This is a genomic window from Aquirufa sp. TARAVU-A1A (assembly GCF_054558675.1).
Genome location: NZ_JBPXKP010000001.1, coordinates 31,098 through 53,845, shown reverse-complemented (window position 1 = coordinate 53,845; position 22,748 = coordinate 31,098). Strand labels below are relative to the sequence as shown.

The 22,748-nt window shown below is 40.7% G+C and carries 27 protein-coding genes and 1 pseudogene; 9 read left to right on the top strand and 19 right to left on the bottom strand.

Annotation, left to right across the window (positions count from 1 at the left end):
- Window positions 1-19: 19 nt before the first annotated feature.
- From nuoL to V7S75_RS00275, 3 genes are all read right to left on the bottom strand, one after another.
- A complete protein-coding gene (gene nuoL, locus V7S75_RS00285) occupies window positions 20-1,900 on the bottom strand; it encodes an NADH-quinone oxidoreductase subunit L (RefSeq protein ID WP_459510714.1) in 1,881 nt (626 codons plus the stop codon).
- 28 nt (window positions 1,901-1,928) lie between these two features.
- Window positions 1,929-2,258 (bottom strand): NADH-quinone oxidoreductase subunit NuoK, encoded by a 330-nt coding sequence (gene nuoK, locus V7S75_RS00280; RefSeq protein WP_377974778.1) that lies wholly within the window; start codon window positions 2,256-2,258, stop codon window positions 1,929-1,931.
- A 63-nt stretch (window positions 2,259-2,321) separates the two neighbouring features.
- The gene (locus V7S75_RS00275) at window positions 2,322-3,131 is read right to left on the bottom strand and encodes an exonuclease domain-containing protein (protein WP_459510713.1); all 810 of its coding nucleotides are present in this window, start codon (window positions 3,129-3,131) and stop codon (window positions 2,322-2,324) included.
- Between the two features lie 52 nt (window positions 3,132-3,183).
- Here V7S75_RS00275 and V7S75_RS00270 point away from each other — a divergent pair, with 52 nt between their 5' ends.
- Window positions 3,184-3,873, top strand: coding sequence for a YjjG family noncanonical pyrimidine nucleotidase (locus V7S75_RS00270; RefSeq protein WP_459510712.1), 690 nt, complete (start codon window positions 3,184-3,186; stop codon window positions 3,871-3,873).
- On the opposite strand, the gene V7S75_RS00265 is transcribed toward V7S75_RS00270, so the two are convergent.
- From V7S75_RS00265 to V7S75_RS00245, 5 genes are read right to left on the bottom strand one after another with little or no spacing between them, the layout of a single operon-like run.
- Window positions 3,862-4,485: a hypothetical protein gene (locus V7S75_RS00265; RefSeq protein ID WP_459510711.1), complete on the bottom strand. Its 624-nt coding sequence runs from the start codon at window positions 4,483-4,485 to the stop codon at window positions 3,862-3,864. The genes V7S75_RS00270 and V7S75_RS00265 overlap by 12 nt on opposite strands.
- Before the next feature lie 10 nt (window positions 4,486-4,495).
- Window positions 4,496-4,798: a (2Fe-2S) ferredoxin domain-containing protein gene (locus V7S75_RS00260; RefSeq protein WP_459510710.1), complete on the bottom strand. Its 303-nt coding sequence runs from the start codon at window positions 4,796-4,798 to the stop codon at window positions 4,496-4,498.
- A gap of 1 nt (window position 4,799) precedes the next feature.
- Entirely contained in the window at window positions 4,800-5,570 is a 771-nt protein-coding gene (locus V7S75_RS00255) for an exodeoxyribonuclease III (RefSeq protein ID WP_459511141.1), read from the bottom strand.
- A gap of 6 nt (window positions 5,571-5,576) precedes the next feature.
- Window positions 5,577-5,936, bottom strand: coding sequence for a hypothetical protein (locus V7S75_RS00250; protein ID WP_459510709.1), 360 nt, complete (start codon window positions 5,934-5,936; stop codon window positions 5,577-5,579).
- Window positions 5,936-6,550 carry a hypothetical protein gene (locus tag V7S75_RS00245; RefSeq protein ID WP_459510708.1) on the bottom strand — a complete coding sequence of 205 codons (615 nt, stop codon included), beginning with the start codon at window positions 6,548-6,550 and terminating at the stop codon, window positions 5,936-5,938. The genes V7S75_RS00250 and V7S75_RS00245 overlap by 1 nt, the downstream gene beginning before the upstream one ends.
- Window positions 6,551-6,756: 206 nt before the next feature.
- Here V7S75_RS00245 and V7S75_RS00240 point away from each other — a divergent pair, with 206 nt between their 5' ends.
- A complete protein-coding gene (locus tag V7S75_RS00240) occupies window positions 6,757-7,995 on the top strand; it encodes a 4-hydroxy-3-methylbut-2-enyl diphosphate reductase (protein ID WP_459510707.1) in 1,239 nt (412 codons plus the stop codon).
- Here the strand turns inward: V7S75_RS00240 and V7S75_RS00235 are convergent.
- The 6 genes from V7S75_RS00235 to rpmH are packed head-to-tail and all read right to left on the bottom strand — an operon-like array spanning window position 7,992 to window position 12,375.
- Entirely contained in the window at window positions 7,992-8,876 is an 885-nt protein-coding gene (locus V7S75_RS00235) for a fructosamine kinase family protein (protein ID WP_459510706.1), read from the bottom strand. The genes V7S75_RS00240 and V7S75_RS00235 overlap by 4 nt on opposite strands.
- A gap of 39 nt (window positions 8,877-8,915) precedes the next feature.
- Window positions 8,916-9,422, bottom strand: a complete 507-nt coding sequence (locus V7S75_RS00230; RefSeq protein WP_459510705.1) for a DUF2480 family protein — start codon at window positions 9,420-9,422, stop codon at window positions 8,916-8,918.
- A gap of 2 nt (window positions 9,423-9,424) precedes the next feature.
- Window positions 9,425-10,108, bottom strand: coding sequence for a tRNA (adenosine(37)-N6)-threonylcarbamoyltransferase complex dimerization subunit type 1 TsaB (tsaB, locus tag V7S75_RS00225; RefSeq protein ID WP_459510704.1), 684 nt, complete (start codon window positions 10,106-10,108; stop codon window positions 9,425-9,427).
- Entirely contained in the window at window positions 10,105-11,775 is a 1,671-nt protein-coding gene (locus tag V7S75_RS00220) for a S41 family peptidase (RefSeq protein ID WP_459510703.1), read from the bottom strand. Before V7S75_RS00220 ends, tsaB begins: the two co-directional genes overlap by 4 nt.
- Entirely contained in the window at window positions 11,766-12,161 is a 396-nt protein-coding gene (locus tag V7S75_RS00215) for a ribonuclease P protein component (protein ID WP_459510702.1), read from the bottom strand. The genes V7S75_RS00220 and V7S75_RS00215 overlap by 10 nt, the downstream gene beginning before the upstream one ends.
- A 58-nt stretch (window positions 12,162-12,219) precedes the next feature.
- Entirely contained in the window at window positions 12,220-12,375 is a 156-nt protein-coding gene (gene rpmH / locus V7S75_RS00210; protein WP_127802947.1) for a 50S ribosomal protein L34, read from the bottom strand.
- Between the two features lie 154 nt (window positions 12,376-12,529).
- On the opposite strand from rpmH, the gene V7S75_RS00205 reads away from it, so the two are divergent.
- Window positions 12,530-13,270: a glycosyltransferase family 2 protein gene (locus V7S75_RS00205; protein ID WP_459510701.1), complete on the top strand. Its 741-nt coding sequence runs from the start codon at window positions 12,530-12,532 to the stop codon at window positions 13,268-13,270.
- 55 nt (window positions 13,271-13,325) lie between these two features.
- Here the strand turns inward: V7S75_RS00205 and rpsJ are convergent, their stop codons facing one another.
- Window positions 13,326-13,631, bottom strand: a complete 306-nt coding sequence (gene rpsJ, locus V7S75_RS00200; RefSeq protein WP_315575090.1) for a 30S ribosomal protein S10 — start codon at window positions 13,629-13,631, stop codon at window positions 13,326-13,328.
- Window positions 13,632-13,740: 109 nt separating this feature from the next.
- On the bottom strand, window positions 13,741-15,891 hold the full coding sequence (locus tag V7S75_RS00195) for a tetratricopeptide repeat protein (protein WP_459510700.1): 2,151 nt from the start codon (window positions 15,889-15,891) through the stop codon (window positions 13,741-13,743).
- Between the two features lie 177 nt (window positions 15,892-16,068).
- Here V7S75_RS00195 and atpD point away from each other — a divergent pair, with 177 nt between their 5' ends.
- The 6 genes from atpD (at window position 16,069) to V7S75_RS00165 (ending at window position 21,708) form a co-directional block, all read left to right on the top strand.
- The gene (gene atpD / locus V7S75_RS00190; protein ID WP_459510699.1) at window positions 16,069-17,586 is read left to right on the top strand and encodes a F0F1 ATP synthase subunit beta; all 1,518 of its coding nucleotides are present in this window, start codon (window positions 16,069-16,071) and stop codon (window positions 17,584-17,586) included.
- 8 nt (window positions 17,587-17,594) lie between these two features.
- Window positions 17,595-17,825 carry a F0F1 ATP synthase subunit epsilon gene (locus tag V7S75_RS00185; protein ID WP_459510698.1) on the top strand — a complete coding sequence of 77 codons (231 nt, stop codon included), beginning with the start codon at window positions 17,595-17,597 and terminating at the stop codon, window positions 17,823-17,825.
- Between the two features lie 4 nt (window positions 17,826-17,829).
- Window positions 17,830-18,366 (top strand): hypothetical protein, encoded by a 537-nt coding sequence (locus V7S75_RS00180; protein ID WP_377974806.1) that lies wholly within the window; start codon window positions 17,830-17,832, stop codon window positions 18,364-18,366.
- Window positions 18,367-18,459: 93 nt separating this feature from the next.
- A complete protein-coding gene (locus V7S75_RS00175) occupies window positions 18,460-18,924 on the top strand; it encodes a MarR family winged helix-turn-helix transcriptional regulator (RefSeq protein ID WP_459510697.1) in 465 nt (154 codons plus the stop codon).
- Window positions 18,925-18,926: 2 nt separating this feature from the next.
- Window positions 18,927-20,717 (top strand): acyl-CoA dehydrogenase family protein, encoded by a 1,791-nt coding sequence (locus V7S75_RS00170; protein ID WP_459510696.1) that lies wholly within the window; start codon window positions 18,927-18,929, stop codon window positions 20,715-20,717.
- Between the two features lie 88 nt (window positions 20,718-20,805).
- The gene (locus tag V7S75_RS00165) at window positions 20,806-21,708 is read left to right on the top strand and encodes an OmpA/MotB family protein (protein ID WP_377974812.1); all 903 of its coding nucleotides are present in this window, start codon (window positions 20,806-20,808) and stop codon (window positions 21,706-21,708) included.
- Between the two features lie 50 nt (window positions 21,709-21,758).
- On the opposite strand, the gene V7S75_RS00160 is transcribed toward V7S75_RS00165, so the two are convergent.
- The 3 genes and pseudogenes from V7S75_RS00160 to V7S75_RS00150 all read right to left on the bottom strand — a co-directional run.
- Entirely contained in the window at window positions 21,759-22,070 is a 312-nt protein-coding gene (locus V7S75_RS00160; RefSeq protein WP_459510695.1) for a LytR/AlgR family response regulator transcription factor, read from the bottom strand.
- Between the two features lie 232 nt (window positions 22,071-22,302).
- Entirely contained in the window at window positions 22,303-22,560 is a 258-nt protein-coding gene (locus V7S75_RS00155) for a GIY-YIG nuclease family protein (protein WP_459510694.1), read from the bottom strand.
- 99 nt (window positions 22,561-22,659) lie between these two features.
- Window positions 22,660-22,748, bottom strand: a pseudogene (locus V7S75_RS00150) (GIY-YIG nuclease family protein); the annotation flags it as partial.

The following is a 22,748-nucleotide window of genomic DNA, read 5'->3' as shown; positions in this document are numbered from 1 at the left end:
CTTTTTGTTCTATTTTAAATTACAAGATCCAAGTGCGTAAACTCACCGCGAGAATGACAGCAATGGATATAACCATGATGAAAATATAATAACCAACATTCCCGGTTTGAATCCGACGGAACTCCGTAGATGCATAGGCTACAATTCTGCCAACACCCTCAACGATTAAATCAATCACTAAGAATTCAACGACTTGGAAACAGAAGTTACCTAAGACTGTAATCGGTTTTACGATAATGACATCATATAATTCATCGATATAGAATTTGTTGTAAATCACCTTTTGGATTCCTGAAATAGATTCATCTTCCGCAGGAACAGATTTTTGTACACCAAATAAATAAATCGCGAAAAATGCGGGTAAAAATGCGGCTAGCAATGGTGCACCCATTTCTAAACTTAAGAAGGAAACCTCAGAAGCTTCCCCAGCTGCAGGTAAAATTGGCGCTAACCAATGCGCTAAGAATTCGTTGCCTCCCGCAAAATGTGGTAGGTTGATCAAACCACCCATAACGGATAATACAGCCAATACCATTAATGGCAAAGTCATGGAAATTGGGGATTCATGCAAATGATGTGCTTGTGCCTCCGTACCTCTGAAATCACCAAAGAAAGTTAAAATAAACACACGGAACATGTAGAATGACGTCAATGCAGAACCTACAATGGCCAAACACCACATCACAAAATCATGGTGATATAAATGAGCAAGAATTTCATCTTTAGAGAAGAAACCAGCGAACGGTGGAATACCTGCTATGGCAATAGTACCTAACAAAAAGGTGATGTAGGTAATAGGCATTTTGGATTTCAAGCCTCCCATTTTACGAATATCTTGTTCATCCGACATCGCATGAATCACAGATCCCGCACCCAAGAATAAAAGCGCTTTGAAGAATGCATGCGTCATGACATGGAAGAAAGATGCCGTGTATGCCGAAGCTCCCAAGCCCATGAACATGTAACCCAATTGGGAAACTGTTGAATAGGCTAATACTTTCTTAATGTCGTTTTGAAATAATCCGATGGAAGCTCCTAATAAAGCAGTTGCTAAACCGATCCAACCAACAAAGTGTAATACTTCTGGACTTAATTCGAAAATCACATTCGCACGAATCACCATGTAAATACCAGCTGTAACCATGGTTGCAGCGTGAATTAAGGCAGAAACGGGTGTTGGTCCCGCCATCGCATCGGGTAACCAAGTGAATAATGGAATTTGTGCTGATTTACCCATCGCTCCAATGAACAAACAAAAGGCGATTAAGCCGACGTTCTCAGGAACGTTTCCTGCTGCAATTTCTTCGAAAATAACAGAGTAGCTCGTCGTATTGAAGTTTTGAATCAATAAGAATATACCTACCAAGAACCCTAAATCACCAATACGGTTCATGATGAAGGCCTTGCGTGCCGCATCCCCGTAGCTGTTTTTCTGATTCCAGAATCCAATCAATAAATAAGAACAAAGCCCTACGCCTTCCCAACCGATAAACAATACGGTAAAATTGGCCCCTAAAACCAAGATCAACATGAAGAAAACGAATAGGTTTAAAAAGGCAAAAAACTTGCCAAAACCTGCATCATGTGCCATGTAACCCATGGAATACACGTGAATCAAAGTGCCTACTCCCGTGATTATCAATAGCATCAATAGGGATAATTGGTCGACTTGGAATTCAAATGGAATCGATAGGTTTCCTACCTTAATCCACTCTGCCAGCGTATAAATTTGCGCTTGACCATCAAAGTTCAAAAACAATTGAAGCGACAAGGCAAAAGCCACCAATGGCGGAATGGTACCAATGATACCCGCAACAGATTTACTTAGTTTTGGGAATGCTAAACCATTTATGGCGAAGCCAAGAAACGGTAATAAGGGAATTAAATAGAATAATGACATAAGAATTCTGATGGATTGTGGCGCTTAATTAATTTTTGATTTTATTAAGTACACCAATATCAATACTTTGAATATTGCGGTAAATCATCACGATAATTGCGAGTCCCACAGCTACCTCTGCTGCGGCTACCGCCATAATGAAGAACACGAAAATCTGTCCAGCTGGATCAGCATAATACGACGAAAATGCAGCTAACAATAAGTTGACAGCATTTAACATAAGTTCTATGGCCATGAACACGATAATCGCATTGCGACGTGTCAAAACCCCTAAAATTCCGATACAAAAAAGTGCAGAACTAAATAAAATGTAGTGCGTGAGCGGAATCGTACGTAATACTTCTGGAATCGATTGCATAGTTATTAGTTGGAATGCATTTATGCGAGGCAAAAATACGAATTAAACTGAATTTTTAAGCCCCTAGCGTTGAAAACCTTGTAATTTAATTTCGGTCAATTTTCGTTTCGTGTCCATCGGAAAATCTCCCTTCATCATCCAGTCATAATAGGAAGGGTCAGATTTTAATACCTCTAAAATTGGCCGACCGATATGCTTTCCGAAGTTAAACACAGCAACTTGATCTTTGTTATAAACCATGCGATTTGCAAAATCAATCGAGTTAGATGCGCTCAGTTCATGTAACTTATTAACATCATTCTGGATCGGGAAATATTCTTTACCTTCTGCATCTTTCATCGCTGTCGCTGCATAGCGTTTTACTTGCGCATTTAACACCTCAAGGGTAGCTAATACATCGGCTTCCGCACCATGGGCTCCCACCAATTCCTTATCACAATAAAAACGATAGGCTGCCGTTAAATTTCGAGGCTCCATCATGTGGAAAATGCGTTGCGCATCTACCAATTTGCGGTTTTTCATATCGAAATCAACTTCTGCACGCAAAAACTCTTCCACGAGCATCGGAACATCAAAGCGATTGGAATTAAACCCTGCCAAATCACAGCCATCTAAAAATCCCGCCAACGATTTGGCCACTTGCTTAAAGTTGGGTTCATCCGCCACATCTGCATCATAAATGCCGTGAACCAATGATGCCTCCAAAGGAATAGGAATCCCTGGATTTACGCGTCGTGTTTTGACTTCGACTGTGCCATCGATATTCGCTTTGGCAATAGAAATCTCGACAATCCGATCTTTATTCACTTGAATGCCGGTAGTTTCTAAATCGAAAAATGCTAAGGGTTTTTTTAATTGTAATTGGTGCTCCATGGCCTATCAGAAATTAATAGGGACAAAGGTAGCTTATTATTACCTTTGTTCGATGAAATTTAAACCAAAAGCCATATTTTTTGATTGGGACCATACACTTTGGGACCACGACCGAAATGCTTCCGAAGTTATCCAAGAATTATTCGGAGAATTTGCGCTTTTAGGGTCCATTTCACATAGTCAAGAGCTTATTTGGAAAGAATTCACGCGTATCAATGATGCATTGTGGGATGACTATCAGCATGGACGTATCGATCAAAAAACCTTACGTGAAACTCGCTTTGAGCTTTTTTTTGAGGCATTAGGGATTCAAGGCAATGCCACTTTATTTTCAGATAGCTACCTCGAACGAACCCCGAGGAAAACGCATCTTATCCCTGACGCCTTCCAGGTCATAGAAGCTCTTGCCTCGAAATACCCAATTTATGTGTTAACCAATGGTTTCGACGACATTCAACATGTTAAAATTGCGGGGGTTGGAATGACGCATTTTTTTGAGCGAGTCATCACCTCAGAGCTGGCTGGGTGTAAAAAACCGGCTGCAGCGTTTTTTGAATTTGCTTTGAAACAGGCGAATTGCCTGCCTTCTGAAGTAGTCATGATTGGCGATCACCCGATCATCGATGTGCAAGCGGCTGAAGCAATGGGTATTCCAGCCATTCATTTGAACTTTCGCGCAGAAGATGTTTCGGCTAACATTCAAATAAGTCAATTAAAGGAATTACTTGATTTATTCGAATAAGGATAATTGATTATCATTCGATTTACGATCAAAGATCTTTTTGTCACGAATGAATTTCTTGTTCTCTTCTAAAAAGGCTTGAAATTGTTCGATTTGGTCATACAATGGACTGAAATCATATTGATTTAAATAATAGGTTTCTTTATATACAGCCTTAAAGTCGGTAATTACATAGTCTAGTTGTTCTATGCCTAATTTTTGTAATCCCAATAAATACAGGTTTTGGTGATTTTTAGCGAATCGACCAGGTTCGTAAAAGGAGGTACTTTTCAAATCAAAGGCTACTTGATCTCCCACGCCATCCACATAGCCATAAATCAACGCATTTTTGTAACGCGATTCAACATAATACTGCGTTTTGTATTTTTCAGGAATCAATTGGCGAGCTTGGTCAATGATGCCTTCTGCAAATAATTCTTCATCCTCGCCCAAAATAACAGCACGCTCAAAATCCATGCCTTTTTGTTGGGCTTTGGTCGTTGGCTTTTTTACCCGATTAATTCGTTCGATCATTTCGATTTCATCTACAATGACTTTTCCTGCAGCGTCGCGGGATTGTTGGAGATAAAGTGAAAATGAATTCAGGAGGGTGGGGTATAAACGGTATTGCATGCGTCAGGTATTATCCGATTTGTAGGCGTGTAACAATTTCGCCTTCAATTAAATGTTTTTGGGTGAGTTCTTGTACATCTTCCATTTGCACATTGCCATAGAAAACACCTTCTGGGTAGACGACCATGCTTGGGCCTTTGCCGCAAAAATCTAGGCAGCCCGCGCGTTGGATGCGAATTTTGGCAGGGCTTCCCGCTTCCGCGTAGGCAGCCTTAAATGCCTCTACTAATTGCATGCCATGGCCAGAACCACAACATTTTTTGGGTGTATCTTTATCATTGGCACAAATGAAAACATGTTTTTCGAAATGCATCTTAAGCGGGATTTAGTTCAAGTACAATAGGACAGTGGTCTGAATGCATCGCATCAGGTAATATGTAGGCATTTGCAATACGCGGCTTTAATGCTTCGCTTGCCATGTGGTAATCGATACGCCAACCGAGGTTCTTGCCACGAGCTCCGGCTCGATAGCTCCACCAAGAATAAGCATGTACTTGTTCTGGGTTAATATGACGGAATGTATCAATGAACCCGTCTTGAACAAACGACTCCATCCACTCGCGTTCTTCCGGTAAGAAACCCGAGCTGTTCGCATTGCCTTTTGGATTATGAATATCTATCGCGCGATGGCAAATGTTGTAATCACCGGAAATAATTAAATGCGGGATTTCTTGGCGCAATGCCTGAATGTATTGTTGGAAATCAGCTAACCACTCCATTTTGAAAGCTTGGCGTTCATCCCCACTTGAACCCGAAGGCATGTACACGCTCATGACAGAGAAATTGTCAAAATCCAAACGAATCACACGTCCTTCAAAATCGTATTTTTCGATGCCACAACCAACTTCAATATGCTTGGGCTGTAATTTTGAAAATATCGCTACGCCAGAATAGCCTTTCTTTTGAGCGGAATGCCAATGCACCGAATAGCCCAATTGCTCAATTTCGCTCGTGTCAACTTGATCAAATTCAGCCTTTAATTCTTGAATGCAAATAACATCAGCTTGCTGTTCAGCGAGCCACTGTGTAAAACCTTTTTGAATGGCAGCGCGAATTCCGTTGACATTATAACTGATGATTTTGATCATGGCTTAAAATACTTCTGTTTCGAAATAATGGATGATATGTGCTTTTAAAAGAATATCCTGTTCCTTTAAATTGAGGGACGGAACGGGGGTGATCAATTTCCAATGCGGCCAGCCCGCTTCATCAAGCCCCTCCAATTCGTAAAAACCACTAAAGCTTAACACTTTACATGTGGCTATGTGCATTAAGTCTTGTTTTTCTTCTTTGGTGAAAACCTTGTGACCAATTCCCAATTCTTGCACGCCAATTAAAAATAAAATGGACTCTAAGTCGGTCGGACGTTTATGAAATTGTTTTTCGAAAAAATCAAGGACATCTTCCCAGGCGGCTTGAACCAAACTAGGTTCAAATTCGATCATTTCCATTAAGGCTGTAAGTTAACTTTGAATTTTGCGGCACCTAAAATGGCTTGCTGCCCAGCTGGGTTATTCCCAATTAAGACTAAATCACCTGCTATCTCATCTTGTGTATATGTGGTGATATTTACTCTTCCAACCCCGTTGGCGATACCTGCGGCGTTCGGCCTTGTAGCCTCGTAAAAGTTGTTTTTATTTTGGTAGTCTTGGATATCTTTGATCAAGTTACCAATGTTTGATGAAGAGCCATCACCGGGAATGAAATAGGTGCCTTCCCCTTTGAAATTCTTGATTTGCGTGTAAACCGTCTCGGAATCATTCAGACTTGTGGCGGTTATTTCTAAAATTTGTTCCCCACCTAACTGGGTGATATCTGCCTTGATTTTTGTTGTATTAATTGTGTAGGCAGGCTGTTTGTCAAATTCAACAGATCCGCTAAAATAGCCGGATTGTTTCGGGGTGTCACTGAATGAGTGTTCGATGTTGATTAAAACGGCGAATATAAAAAGCCCTAAATATAATAAGCTAATTGGATTTCGGAATAACGAAACCAATCCATTACTCAAGGGATTGGATAGAACAGAACGCCAAAATCGAAACTTGCCAGCTGTAGACTTGTTCATTTTTTCGTATTGGGTTGTTGATTTCGTTGAAAATTCAAATGTAAAATTAACATAAACAATTCATTACTACACAACATCTACCCAAATCAATTATTTAATGGTAATTGATTGCAACATGCTTATTTCCAAGTCGAGTTTTGTATTTTTGAAAACACTTAGGTCTAAAAAGTGTTTTATTCTTACATTTTATTGTCTAATTCATTCCGATGAAGTCTTTCTCAATTCCCAGTTTATTCAGTAGTTCGTTGATTGGTGCCATCAAGGAACAAAGGCGTGTTCATGATAAATTGAAGAAAGACTATCGCCCATCGCATTTTAATTTTGGGCCCGTCGAAGTGTATTTATCCCGCCATTTTGGCTTTTGTTATGGCGTTGAAAATGCCGTGGAAACCGCTTATAAAATCATTGAGGAAAATCCGGGTAAGAAAATTTATCTACTTTCTGAAATGATTCATAATCCTGCCGTTAACGCAGATTTGCTAGATCGCGGGGTTTCATTTATTCAAGATACCAAAGGTGGGCAAATTATTCCTTGGGATGCATTAAAGTCCAACGACATAGTTATCGTTCCAGCTTTTGGAACAACGCTGGAAATTCAAGCCAAATTAACATCCATCGGAATCGATACCTATGCGTACGATACAACTTGTCCGTTTGTTGAAAAAGTTTGGAATCGCGCTAGTGCCATAGGTCAAAAATCGTATTCCGTCATTGTGCATGGGAAACCCAGTCATGAAGAAACGAAGGCAACATTTTCGCATTCTCAATCCGTGACTCCTACCTTGGTGATAAAAGATCTCCAACAAGCCCAGCAATTGGCAAATTACATTCGAAAAGAAAAGCCGGCGGAAGAATTTTATGATGAGTTTGAAGGGCAATTTTCGAAGGGTTTTAATCCGGATACCGACTTAGCGCGTATTGGCGTGGTCAATCAAACGACAATGCTAGCGACTGATACACAGGAAATTGTCGATTACCTCCGGGAAGAAATTATTCAATTTTACCAATTACGTGCCGATCAAGTAACGGAACATTTTGCCGATACGCGCGATACACTCTGCTACGCGACGAATGATAATCAAAGCGCTACTTATGGCTTATTGAAAGAGGAGGCTGATTTTGCCATTGTTGCCGGAGGTTATAATTCTTCTAATACCGCCCATTTGGTGGATTTATGTGCAGAAAAATTACCTACTTATTTCATCAAGTCGGCCGACAAATTAGTCAGTCCTACGGAAATATGGCATTATAATAACCGTAGGAAAGAAGAGGTTCAAACGCTAGATTATATCCCCACTAAGCACCCGGTTAAGATTTTGTTGACTTGTGGCGCGTCTTGCCCAGACGCCGTTATGGAAGAAATTTTACGCAAACTTGTGGCATTTTTTCCCGGGGCAGCTGATACTGACGAGGTTATTCAACAATGGATTGCTGACCGCAATTAGTAGCTTGATAATATCTTAGCGACTGCCGGTAAATACCCCTCTCCAAATAAATTTACATGCACCATCAGTGGGTATAAATTGTACAAGGGAATACGTTGATGAAAATCTTTTTCGATTGGGAAAGTCCGGTGATAGGCCTCGTAAAACTCGGTAGGAAACCCACCAAACATCGTTGTGAAAGCTAATTCCGCTTCGCGAAGTCCAAAATAACAGCAAGGGTCTACGAGTGTAATTTCCCCATTTTCATTGACCATCGCATTACCCGACCATAAATCTCCATGCAACAAGGCAGAAGATTCATTTGGGATTAATTGAGGTAATTTATCGTACAGTAGATTGAATTTTTCTTCCATCTCCGCTGAAATTTTGCGGTGATAGATCGCGGCATCTACCTGTTTTTTAAGTCGATTTTGGATGAAGAATTCCACGCCATCCATTTGCCAAGTATTATCTTGTTTGGCAGCACCTAAAAAATTATCATAGTCCAGTCCATGACCTTTACTCGAATGCTGTTGATGCAAGTGAGCTAATTTACCTCCAAAGTCCGACCAATAGTTGGTGGATTTTTCTGCCGATTGGATACAATCCAGCATGAGGTATTCCTTCTCATCTAGGGTGCCTACCCCTAACACATTGGGCACGTTGATCGCGCCTGTTTTTTGAATGAGTTGAAGGTTTTTGGCTTCGGCCTCAAATAGTCCTTGGTGCTCGCTCTGCGTCCATTTGATGAAATATTCGGAAGCCCCCGTTTTGACGCGTACCGCCAGATTGAAATTCCCGCCATAAAAAAACTGAAGATCGTCAATGGCATTTCCTGGTCCTAAATGTTTTGTTAGGATGGCAGATATGAATTGATATTGTTCTTGGGATTGTTGGGACATACGAATCAGCTAAAGCGCAAATTTATGAAAAGGGATGGACTATTTTGCTTTTTTATAAATGGGTACCGTACTGCAAGGTTCCCCAAAAAAGATGCTCCGCACAATAGGGCGCAGTCGATTTGTAAGGCTAATATAGGCGTCTAGCGGCACGGCTTCTTTCGAACAACCTTTGATGACAATCTTGCCATCTTCAAATTCAGTCAAATCCATTTGTTGGATAACTTGATCAAACAAATGTTTTTCTAAATCTGCTAAGTTTCCATAAATTAATGTAGCCGCCTTTCCGCTTAATTGAGAGCCAATGAGCATGTAAGCCCAAGTAGGGATAATTGCATCGGTTGTGCAAGCGACGGCAACATGTTTACCCGTATACTGCGACCAATCGTGTTCTTTAATGAAGGTCCTGAAGTCCTTTTCGCGCAGGGCCAAGCCCATGTACAATTGGGGCGCTATGTCGAAAAATACCCGTTCACCTGTCGGGCGTAAGCTTTCTAAGTCGATTTGAATAAGCCCACTCTGTTTGACTTTGTTGACGATCTCTTCCATGCTTACAATGATTTAATTTTGGGTTTTGTGCCCATGAATTCTTTTAGATAGGCTGGTTCAGTAAGTACCAATGATGCAAATTTCTTTTCAGCAAAATCGCTCGCGGCATCTATCCCCATAAATTTGGCATGTGGAAAAGGATGCTCTTCCGAAAAAGAAATGTGCGGATTTTTGCAAGCATCTTTCCATTTTAATGCACCATTCCCAAATGCAATGCTGGGTTGATTCAACGATTCAAATGAAGTTGATTCCAAGACAATGGGATGTGTTTCCGTCATGGGAATCTTACTTTTTCCATCAAAAACGGCAGCATAAACTTCCATACGGCGGGCGTCCAGCATAGGTAATAACAGCGTGTTTTCAGGTAAGCCTGTCCAAGCATTTGCCATAACCTGCAAGGTATTCATCGTAATTAAGGGGATATCTAAGCCAAAGCATAATCCTTTAGCAGTTGCCAAACCTATCCGTAATCCTGTGTATGATCCAGGTCCATTTGAAACGGCAATAGCATCAAGTTGTTGCAAGGAAATGCCAACCATGGTACAACAGGATTCAATTAAGCGGGTTAGTTTTTTCCCATGTCCACCTTCTTCCTGCGTTTCTTGGCTTGCCAATAATTCGCCTGATCGATGCAGGGCAACCGAACATAAGGGGGTGGAAGTTTCGATACTTAAAATCAAACTCATGGTTTCTCTCGTCTACTTAAAATAGATGCAAATTTAGTCGGTTTGCTTAATAAATCGATAGCAGCTAATATACTCGGATCTTTGCGCGTGGACCAAGTATTTAATCCTTTCTGCAAATAATAGTGCATGATGATTTCCTGCTCAAGCAAGGGCGTGATTTCTTGGGCATGAAGCTTTAGTTCTCGTTCCAAATTTGTTTTCCAATGCCCGGATTGGGCTTGAATTAATTGCTGGAGTTCTGAATATTCAGGTTGGTCTCGAGTTGACTCGAGTAGTTTTTTTACCTGATTTTCTACCGGTGCTTCATATGTGAATCGAGCCTTTGTGAGCCAAACATTGAATTGGCTGAGGATTTCGGCATTTACTGCAAAGTTTTCGGCACTGCCAATTGTACTGTTTGATCCATGAAAATCGCTAGCAAATAGGAAGAACATTTCTTTACTCAACAAGGCTTGCGCAAAAGCAGATAAGGGTTTTTTATCCGTTGGCTGATCGGGCAAGATACCTCCACCATCTACGACTTTCCGCCCATTTTTTGTGTAAAAAACGTTGGCCAAAGAATCCTGAAATACTTTAGCTGTTCCATCTGCATTTTTATTTTTATAGTCCAAAGCTTGAATACAACGCCCGCTCGGGATATAATATTTGGCCGTGGTAATTTTCATTTTGGTTCGATAGGGCAAGTCGCGTGTTACTTGGACGAGGCCTTTGCCAAAACTCTTTTGTCCCATAATCACGGCTCGGTCATAATCTTGCAATACGCCTGCGACAATTTCAGCAGCAGAAGCCGTTCGGTTGTTGATTAGGACGATGATGGGAGTCTCTGTATCAATGGCTTGATTGAGTGCCTGGTAACTTTTGTTCCATTCTTCTACCTTACCACGCGTCTCTACAATCTTTGAACCTTTTGGAATAAATAAATTGCATACATCAATCGCTTGGGTTAAAAGGCCCCCCGGGTTGTTCCTTAAATCCAAAATCAATTTTTGCATACCTTGTTTTTTCAACTCAAGCAAGGCTGTTTTCACTTCCTTTGCTGCGGAGGCATTGAAGTCCTCTAGCAAGATATAGCCCACGCCAGGTCGAATGATGGATGCGTTGACCACGTTTTTTATCTGAACCGTTTCGCGTTTAATCGAGAAGGTTTGGGGGGTGCTTTGCCCAACTTGCAAGACTTCGATATTGACAATGGAACCGGCGCTTCCTTTCATGAGTACCGCGGGATCTGTTTCGGGTGTTTCCCCTAATTTCGTCCCATTAATGCTTATTATTTGATCGCCTATTCCTAAGCCAGCTTTGTTTGCCGGGCTATTTTCTTCAATAAAACTAATGCGATGGCTTTGGTTGATATCGGATAGGATAATCCCAATTCCCTGGTATTTCCCCGTGGTCATCTGGAGAAATTCGTCGATCTCACTTTCTGGATAATAGACTGTATATGGGTCAAAGCTTTTAAGAAGTGCTTCGATAGACGTTTCAATGGACTTTTTCGGGTCAACTTCATCTACGTAGTAGGTATTCAATTCCTTGAAGACGGTTGCGTAGATATCAAGGTTTTTAGCAATTTCAAAAAATCGATCACCCGGATTTGTAAAGGCGAGGAATAAGCCCGAAACGAGGATTAACCCTAGGAAAGAACGCTTAAATGAACGTGGATTTATTCGCATGGCTGAGGCGTGCTGAGTTCTTTTAAAATGCCAATGACTCTTTTTTCGATTTTCGCATAGGGTTCAATGACAGAACCAATATAAACAAAACCCAAGTATTCCGGTAATTTCTGGAATTGAGGTCCGATAAAGTGGGGTTTATTTAAGCGGTATGCCTCCCGAATTCGTCTCTTCAATAGATTTCGGTCTACCGCTTTTTTGAATTTACGTTTGGGAACTGAAATGATTATTTGGGGTGCTGGCAGATTAGCGGCCGAATTGGTCTTATACAAAACTCGAAAAGGATAGACAAAACGTTGTGAAACGCTTGTGCTATCCTTTTGGAATAACGAATCGATTACCTTGATTTGAGTTAATCGTTCGGATTTAGGGAAACTGAAATTCATGGCATAATTACTTATAGGATAAGTAAATGGCCTCAATCAGCTTGAACTAAATTATGGCTTATTTACCTCTTTTTTCGTCAGAAACAGACAACTTATGGCGACCTTTCGCGCGACGTGCTGTTAATACACGACGACCGTTTGCAGTAGACATACGCTCACGGAATCCGTGCTTGTTCTTTCTTTTACGTACTGAGGGTTGGAATGTTCTTTTCATTGCTTTATTAATTAAAATCCGATTTAGAATCGAATTGGGTTTGCAAAGGTACGGAAAAATATATTTTTGTCAAGTCTTCGCGTAAAAAAATATTATAATGTTCGAATTAAGCTTTGGGAGGGATTTTTATATCTTTGGTTTTTAATCACATCAATTGAAAGTATCCATCATCACGGTATGTTACAATGCAGCGGCTACCCTCAAGCAAACGATTGAGAGTGTTCTTGCGCAAGATTATTCCAATATTGAATATTGGGTGATTGATGGTGGATCTAAGGATGGAACCAAGGAGCTATTGGAGTCCTTCGGTCCGCGGATCAATTTTATTTCTGAATCAGATAAGGGAATTTACGATGCATTCAATAAAGGCTTATCTCGCATTACTGGCGATGTGGTGGGCGTGATTGGGGCAGATGATTTTTATCCGAGCAACGATGTAATTAGTCAAGTTGTTCAGTCGTTTGAACAAAACCACGTGGATGCTGTCTATGGGGATTTGCAATTCATTGATCCTGTTAGCCTAAAAGTCGTCCGACAGTGGAAGGCTGGGGCTTATAAGAAATCGAGTTGGTTATGGGGCTGGATGCCACCGCATCCTTCTTTTTTTGTCAAACGTTCCGTTTATGAACAAATAGGTTATTACCAAACGCACTACACCTGTGCTGGTGATTATGAATGGATGCTTCGTGCACTTTATAAGCATGGAATTTCGGTTGTCTATTTGCCCAAACTGCTTATGACAATGCGCACTGGGGGGACGAGCACAGCTTCCTGGAAACACCGCTGGGTCGCGAACCAAGAAGATAGAAAAGCATGGCGAGAGAATGGCTTAAAGCCTTATTTCTTCACCGTTACCTTGAAACCTTTGAGAAAGATTTTCCAACTATTCTCATAAAAAAAACCTCTTCGATTGCTCGGAGAGGTTTTCTTTTTGTGTTTGAAACCGAAGGTTAAACTTTGATTTCAACATCAACACCTGATGGTAATTCTAATTTCATCAAAGCATCTACAGTTTTTGCAGAAGAAGAGAAAATGTCAATTAGACGCTTGTACGTACATAATTGGAATTGCTCACGCGCTTTCTTGTTCACGTGTGGTGAACGCAAAACTGTGAATTTCTCAACTTTAGTTGGCAATGGAATTGGACCAGATACAACTGCTCCTGTAGCTTTAACCGCTTTAACGATTTTTTCAGCTGATTTGTCAACCAATGTATGGTCGAACGACTTCAACTTGATGCGAATTTTTTGATTCATCTTGTTTGGTTCATTAGGTGAATACATGTCGAAAGAACCATTGACTCCGCCATGTATGTAATTTTGGTCTGCAAAACTACGGGATAATTATCTGATACACAAGTGCTCACTAGAAATTTTGTCGGCGAATGGCTTCTTGCAATGCTTTTGCTAGTATTGCTTGATTAGCCAGATAAATCGTCGGGTTTCGTTTCTTCAACTCCTGAACTGCTTCATTTCCATAGGTGATTTCGCCTATTTGATATGCCTGCATGGCAAATATTAAATAATAAACGGGTACGCCTTCATTCCATTGAAGTGCTGCCAAAGCGGCATCATAACCCGCTTTTTCTTGCTTATTTTTGTTTAATAGTGGCAAAGCTTGTTGGAGTACATCCACCTGGAAAGGGTATTGCCTTAATGCATTTTGCGCCATTTGAAGCGTAGTGAGGGGTTGCGTGGCTTGAGGTTTAAGTAAACTTGTTTTCCAAAAGTCCAACATACTTTTAAGTCCAGTTCCTGTGGCCGTGGTATCCCGTTTAATCAGTAAGTCTAGTTTTTGCAGCGCAGTTAAAGGTTTGCCATGATGATATGCTTGCCAAGCTTCGATTAAATTGTATTCAGGGAATGCGGCGGCTGTTAATGGGTTTTTCACCCATTGGCTAATTGGGTATTCGGGAGATTGGTTTTTAGCGTATAGCTGGTAATTATAAACATATGCCCATTGGCGCAAATCTAGGCCCGGGTTTTGTGTAGTTTCAGGGGCTGGGATTTGTACGGATTTCTTTGATTTTAACGCGATAGCTAAATTATTTGCCGCAACGGCTGGATCTGTATCCTCATTGTTTTCAATCGGCATTTTCGCGCTGTAAAGCATGTTCCCTTGGCTAATGGAATTATTGGGGTGAAGCTTGTAAGCTTTTTGGTAATAATAATTCGCCGAATCGATGCTTTTTAAGGATTCAAATTGTTTGGCAAGCGAAGTTAAGATTTCTAATGATTCAGGGAATTGCTGTTGGGCTTTTTGCAACATAAACAAGGCCTCGAAAGCGTGATCATTGTTGAGGTAAATATTGGCTAGCGCGAGATAGGCGCTCTCGCTCGCATGTTTTTGTAAACTAGTCGCTAAATAGTAGGCCGCTGTTTCATAATCATTTGCTTGTAAAGCCAAAGCTGCTAAACTTAAATTACTCTTCGCATTCAATTTGCTATGAAGCATGGCTTGTTGGTAAGCAAATTCTGCCGATTTTCGGTTTTCCGCTTGGGATTCCATGTCCCCACGTTCATTGTAAAATGCGGCTTGGAATTGGTGAATCACACTCGCATTTTTGGCATACACCCAGGCGGATCCCAAGATGAAAACGCCAAGGTATATCAAGCGTAAATCGACATGAGGAGCTTTGTGAATGATTTTATATACAGGTAAGTGTTGTTGAATCGGCGTTTTAAAATTGCTGATAATGAACAATGGGAATAAGAACAGCATCACACTTTGACAAATCAGGGACCCATGGACAAAGGCGTTTATACCTGGATCATTTCCGCTGATTTGGAAATAGAGAAGTGTGCTGAGACTTAGTAGATTAATGCCCCAGCGTAACCAGGAGTTCATCGAATCTGCTTGAAATGAATAAGCGACCCACGCAATTTGGATAAAAATTAATCCTGGAATAGCGAAGGTGATATCCCAGCCTAAGAACTCCTTACCATAGGTTAGTATTAAATTTGACAAGGAAAAGCCAAAGAGAATGAGCCAATTTCGCCTACTTTGTTGGTATTGATTACTATCGCCGACCTGGAAAAGCAAGCGCGGAATCGCGGCTGAGAGTAAAATGGCGCTGGCAATCAAGCTTAAGATGCCCAGGCCGTTGAATTGTTCGATGATGATTAGGCCGATTTCACGGATGGAATGATGTAGGTTGGTTCCAACTACAAGTCCCGCCCAGACGATAAACCCACCCACAAAGTAATTTCTGGGGATTTGTGCCCATTTTTTGAGGCCAATGAGGATGAGAACAATGGCCATTAGCGCAAGGCCTGAATACAGGTACATGGGCCAAATGAGCGGATTGCTGGCTCCCGATAAAAAGGATTGTCTGACGAAATAAACCATGCCTTCGAGCTGCGTAGTGCCATTTTCATCGATTATTGCGCGATCGGGAATGATTTCACTGATGGCGTGCAATTCGATGGGAGAATACGAGAAAAACAACCACAATGCGGTGCTTGTAAGGCAGAGTGTGCCGATAAAAGCGGAAAAGGCAAATGGGGTTTTGGGCATTAAGTCATTCGTTTATTCAAAAGCCAATTTCTGCATAAACTTTAATTCATTCAAAGAATTGGGCTGATTTTGTTAAAAAAAAGGAGAAAAATACAATCTGCATTTTTGTTTATTGGAATTTCCGAACTAATTTTGCAGTCCGAATGGATATCTCATTTTTATAAATTTAATTTTCAAATGGCAAACGCAGTTAATAAAGGGAGAGTTGCTCAAGTAATTGGGCCCGTAGTCGATGTGAGCTTCGAAGGAGAAGGATCTCATTTACCAGCGATTTTAAACGCTCTTTCTGTTACCAAATCAAATGGTCAGGAACTTATTTTAGAAGTTCAACAACATTTAGGAGAGGATCGTGTAAGAACGATTGCGATGGAAGGAACAGAAGGTCTTCAAAGAGGTCAAGAGGTGATTGACAAAGGAACTCCGATGACAATGCCAACAGGTGAAGGTATCAAGGGTCGTTTGTTTAACGTAGTTGGAGATGCTATTGATGGTATTTCACAACCTAAATCAGATAAGGGTTTGCCGATTCACCGTGCAGCACCGAAGTTTGATGAGTTGGCAACAACGACGGAAGTTTTATTTACAGGAATTAAAGTAATTGACTTATTAGCTCCTTACGTTAAAGGGGGTAAAATTGGTTTGTTCGGTGGTGCCGGTGTAGGTAAAACCGTATTGATCATGGAGTTGATCAACAATATCGCGAAAGCTTACGAAGGTTTATCTGTTTTTGCAGGTGTTGGTGAGCGTACGCGTGAAGGAAATGACTTGTTGCGTGAGATGATTGAGTCTGGCGTAATTAAATATGGTGAAGAATTTAAGCATGCGATGGAAGCTGGTGAGTGGGATCTTACGAAAGTAGATCAAACGGAATTAGCGAAATCTCAAGCTACCTTGGTGTTCGGTCAAATGAACGAGCCTCCTGGAGCACGTGCTCGTGTTGCGTTGTCAGGTTTGACAGTAGCGGAACACTTCCGTGATGGCGATGGCGAAGGCCAAGGACGTGATATCTTGTTCTTTATTGATAACATCTTCCGTTTTACTCAAGCGGGTTCTGAGGTATCTGCTTTATTAGGTCGTATGCCATCAGCGGTAGGTTACCAACCAACTTTGGCAACGGAGATGGGAGCGATGCAAGAGCGTATTACTTCTACGAAGCGTGGTTCGATTACATCGGTACAAGCGGTTTACGTACCTGCCGATGACTTAACGGATCCAGCGCCGGCAACAACGTTTGCCCACTTAGATGCAACAACGGTATTATCTCGTAAGATTGCTGAATTAGGTATTTACCCAGCGGTGGATCCATTGGATTCATCATCTCGTATCCTGTCTGCAGAAGTATTAGGTGATTCTCACTACGATACTGCTCAGCGTGTGAAAGAGATTTTACAACGTTACAAAGAATTACAAGATATCATCGCGATCTTAGGTTTGGATGAATTATCAGAAGAAGATAAATTGGTTGTATCTCGTGCTCGTCGTGTTCAACGTTTCTTATCTCAACCATTCTTTGTGGCTGAACAATTTACAGGCTTAAAAGGCGTTCTAGTAGATATCAACGATACGATCAAAGGATTCAACGCAATCATTGATGGTGAATATGACCACTTGCCAGAGGCGGCTTTCAACTTAGTTGGAACCATCGAAGATGCAGTTGTTAAAGGAGAGAAATTACTAGCAGAAGCTGCTAAATAAGAAATACTATGTTTGTAGAAATTATTACACCCGACCGTAAAGTATTCGCTGGAGAAGCCTCAGTGGTGACTTTACCTGGCGTGGATGGTTCTTTTCAGATTTTGAATGATCACGCGGCTTTAGTTAGTACCTTGGAAAAGGGAACATTATCAGCTGATAAGGAGGTCTTTCAAATTGAAGGAGGAGTCGTTGAAGTGTTAAACAATAAGGTGTTAATTCTTGCCGAAGGCGTTAACTAATTCTATGAAAAAGCTCGTTTTTTTATTGCTAAGCGTAATTTTGTTGAGCTCTTGCTCTGAAAAGACGCAATTGACAGGTTCTTTGATGACTTTGATTAAAGAAAACCAATTGCCCTTGGATAAGATTCAGTTTTACAATGATAATGCGTTGTTTTTAGAAAGAGAATTGAATGCTTCGGATGCGAACGTAAAATCTGGAAAGATTACAATTGTTAATGGTAAGTCGATTAACCGCGTAAGCTTGGAGCAAGAAACGCCAGGTGTTTTGGTGAAAGAAACCAAAGATCAGTTGTTAATTTCCTTTGAGGCTGGAGCTGGCGAAGAAAAAAGTTTACACTTTGCCCCTGTATTGGGAGAACGCGGCGAATACTATTACCAATTGGTTGATGAGTCAGGAAGTCCAACTTTCTCTCGTTTAATGTATGATGGCAATAAATATTTGCTCTATAACAAAAAGAAAGTTCGTTTATTGATCATGAAGTCATCCTTTTCTGGCTTGAAAGTAAGTAGCAAGCGGATGCGCGGAAATCGAATCAAATAATTAGTCTTTTATAGAAAATTGAAAATAGGATGCTTGCATCCTATTTTTTTTTGTTTCAAATTTACAAAGGTATGCCTGCATACCTTAAGCCCTATGAAAGCAGAAAAAACCGTTGACTTCCAGATTAAATCCAGTTGGTATGCGATTAGTCGCATGTACAATACCTATTCCGCACAATTTGATATGACGATGGCCATTGGTTATGTGTTGTTACACATCGATAAGGAAGGCACTTCCGCGACCAAAATTGCGCCTGCTTTAGGCTTAGAATCGAGGAGTCTGACGCGTATGCTGAAGACGCTCGAGGATAAGAAATGGATTCGTCGGGAAGCAAATTTTGCAGATAAACGCGTAGTTAAGATTTTCCTTACCGACTTAGGAAAGCAGAAGCGAGATCAGGCGCGTCAAGGGGTATTAATTTTTAACGAGTTAATTTATCAGCGCATAGGTGAGGATAAACTTTCTTCGTTTTTTGAGGTCATTGGGTCGATAAACAAAATATTAGATGAGGAGTCTGATACGATATTTGAGTCAGTTTCAAACAAACTAAAGCAATAGCCATGAGTAGTTCAAATGCATTTAAAGGGGGTGAGTTTTTGATTCGCCCATTGTTGCCATCCGAAATTTTTATTCCTGAGGATTTTACAGAAGAGCAACGCATGATTAGCCAAACCTGTTTGGATTTTATCCGAACGGAAGTAAATCCCATTTTGGATGAGATTGATTTCGCAAAGGATTCCTCTGTGATGGTTGGCCTTTTGGATAAGGCTGGTGAATTAGGATTACTCGGGACGTCTGTGCCGGAGGAATATGGTGGGTTCGGAATGGATTTTAATACCTCGATGTTGGTTGCGGAGGCTTGCGGAGGCGGGCATTCGTTCGCTGTTGCATTGTCGGCGCATACAGGTATTGGTACTTTACCCATCGTTTACTATGGTACGGAGGAGCAAAAGAAAGCCTATTTGCCAAAACTTGCTTCGGGCGAATGGAAGGCCGCATATTGTTTGACCGAACCCGATTCGGGATCCGATGCGAATGCCGCGAAAACAAAAGCTAAATTAAATGAAGCAGGTACGCATTATGTCTTGAATGGGCAGAAAATGTGGATTACGAATGGAGGCTTCGCTGATTTGTTCATCGTATTTGCCAAAATTGACGATGATAAAAATTTGACGGCTTTCCTTGTTGAGAAATCCTTTGCTGGGATTTCGATGAATGAAGAAGAGCATAAAATGGGAATCAAGGGAAGTTCGACCCGTCAAATTTTCTTTACGGACTGTGAAGTTCCCGTTGAGAATTTATTATTTAAACGCGAAGGTGGATTTAAGATTGCTGTTAATATTCTAAATATTGGTCGGATAAAATTGGCTGCAGCCGTAATAGGAGGCGCTAAAGGGATTATTAATTTAGCGACCAATTATTCGAAAGAACGTAAACAATTTGGGAAGTCAATTCATGATTTTGGAGCGATTCAGGCAAAGCTTGCCAATATGATTGTTCGGACCTTTGCATCGGAATCTGCATGTTATCGTGCCGGTCAAAATATCGATGAATCCATTGCGAGTTTGAAGGCATCGGGAATGGCTGATGCAGAGTCGAAGTTAAAGGGCGTTGAGCAATTTGCAATTGAATGTGCGATTTTAAAGGTGCATGGGTCAGAGGTCTTGGATTATGTTGCGGATGAAGGGGTGCAGATTTATGGTGGGATGGGATTTTCAGCCGAGGCTCCGATGGAGCGCTCATATCGTGATTCTCGTATTAATCGAATCTTTGAGGGGACAAATGAAATCAATCGTCTGCTGGCTGTTGGCACCGTGTTAAAACGTGCCATGAAAGGAGAGATTGATTTAATGCCTGCAGCGATGGCCGTGGGGAAGGAAATTTTGGGCGTGCCGGATTTCTCTACAGATGTTCCTGAAGGTGTGTTTGGAAAAGAATACAAAGTCATTGCCAATGCGAAGAAGGCAATTTTAATGACGGCAGGTGCGGCTATTCAGAAATATACAACGGAAATTGAGCACCAACAAGAAATTCTGATGGGTATTTCGGATATGATGATTGAGGTGTATGTTGCAGAATCTGCATTATGCCGTGTGGATAAATTGATTCAGCGGGATGGAGAAGAAAAGTATCAAATTGCGCGGGAATGCGCTTTGGTTTATTTGCATGAAGCGATGGATAAGATTGTAAATGCTGGGAAAGAAGTGATTATGGGTTTTGCTAAAGGAGATGAATTGAATGTCCTGTTGTTAGGTTTAAAACGATTTACCAAAATTGATGCAAAGAATTTAATTGAGGCGCGACGTCAAATAGCGCAAGCCGCGATTATAAAAAACGGGTATATTTTTTAAATTTTTCGTTATTCAGGACAAAATATCTATTTTTGATTTTTACTTTTGTTAAAATACTTATTTACCATATTCCTTTAATTATACGTTTATGAAAAAATTAATTTGGGTACTGGCGATATTGCCATTTTTGTTTACCTCTTGTGCGAGCAAGAAAAAGATGACAGAATTGCAATCGCGTTTAACGGAATTACAAGCAAGCAGTGATCAAGCTGTTGCACGTGCAAAGTCTGATTTGGCTGATTGTCAATCATTAACAGCTAGTTTGCAAGGTGAAGTAAAGAAGCGTGATGCGGATTTGGAGGCTAAAAATGGTCAATTAAAATCATTGCAAGAACAATTGGATTACATGAAGAAAACGAATACTAACTTGTTAGATCGTTTATCTGACTTATCGGTAATTAATAAATCGGGTGCTGAAAGCATTCGCAAATCTTTGGATGCTTTAAATGAGCAGGGTAAATACATCAAAGATTTGAACTCTTCGATTCAAAAGAAAGATTCAGTTAATTTATCATTGGTAATGAACTTGAAGCGTTCATTGGCTGATGTAAATGATGATGATGTTTCTATCGAGGTGAAAAAAGGGGTTGTTTATATCTCAATTTCAGACAAATTGATGTTTGCATCTGGTTCAGCACGCGTAAGTACGAAAGCTGAAGCTGTGTTAGCTAAAGTTGCGAAAGTGGTTAATGATCACAAAGGTTTAGATATCTTGGTTGAAGGTCATACAGATGCTGTGCCGATTTCAACGCCAGAATTCAAAGATAACTGGGATTTAAGTGCAATGCGTGCTACATCGGTAGTTCGTTTGTTACAAACAAAATTTGGGGTAGATCCAGAGCGTATGACTGCAGGTGGTCGTGGGGAATTTGAACCACAATCAGGTAACAATAGCCGTGCAGGTCGTAAGCAAAACCGTCGTACGGAAATTATCGTAACACCTAAATTGGATCAGTTCTTTGATTTGTTAGCTGCGCCGGCTGCTAAATAATCAGCAATTTCTTTCATGAAAAAGGGCTTCCAGTTTTGGAAGCCCTTTTTTTATAGTGATTTTTTTATCTGTTCCCTCTTCCGTCTTGACACGGGCAAGATTGTGCCGTTGGACAATTGAAGGGTATTTTCAGGACTAAGTGATTGGCTTGTCAAATGCGCCTGATTAATTAAATACGACTTGTGGATGCGCAAAAATGGATGAAGCCTCAACTGTGACTCAAATTTCTTGAGCGTTTTGGCCATCGTGATCGGGTCTGCATTTGTAGTGTAAATAATGCTGTAATTACTTTTCCCTTCGATGAACAGGACATCAGCGATTAGACAGGTTTGTAAATCAGGTAGTTTTAGGGTGGTTTTCATGTGCTTTGATTAATCAAATCCATGCAAACCTATGAAATTGAAAGGCTTACCTAAAGAAAGATTTATTAAGTGGTCGATTTTTTTATGATTAAGAGCTAGCACAAGACAGGATGGGTTATTGGGTGGGAGACTTATAAAACAAAAAGACAAGCCTTTCGACTTGTCTTTTTTCTAGTAGCGGGGGCCAGACTCGAAAGACGTCCGTCAGCCGACGGATATGAGCCCAACGATTTTATATGATCTTTCTTAAAAAGGCTCTTCCCTTACTAGATTTTAGTTCTTTTTCTCTTTTCATTGCATCTGACTTGATATCGAAAAACTCAACATAAATAACTTGCCAGGGGCGGAATCGCATGGTATATCCGCTTTTTGCTAGCGAATTATGTGAATGAAATCGGCTTATTAAATCAGACGTGTAGCCGATATAAATTTTATCGAATGTAGCTGAATATAAAACAAGTAACGAACATGATTCAGTGAGTAGTGGCATATAAAACAAAAAGACAAGCCTTTCGACTTGTCTTTTTTCTAGTAGCGGGGGCCAGACGCGAAAGACGTCCGTCAGCCGACGGATATGAGCCCAACGATTTTATATGATCTTTCTTAAAAAGGCTCTTCCCTTACTAGATTTTAGTTCTTTTTCTCTTTTCATTGCATCTGACTTGATATCGAAAAACT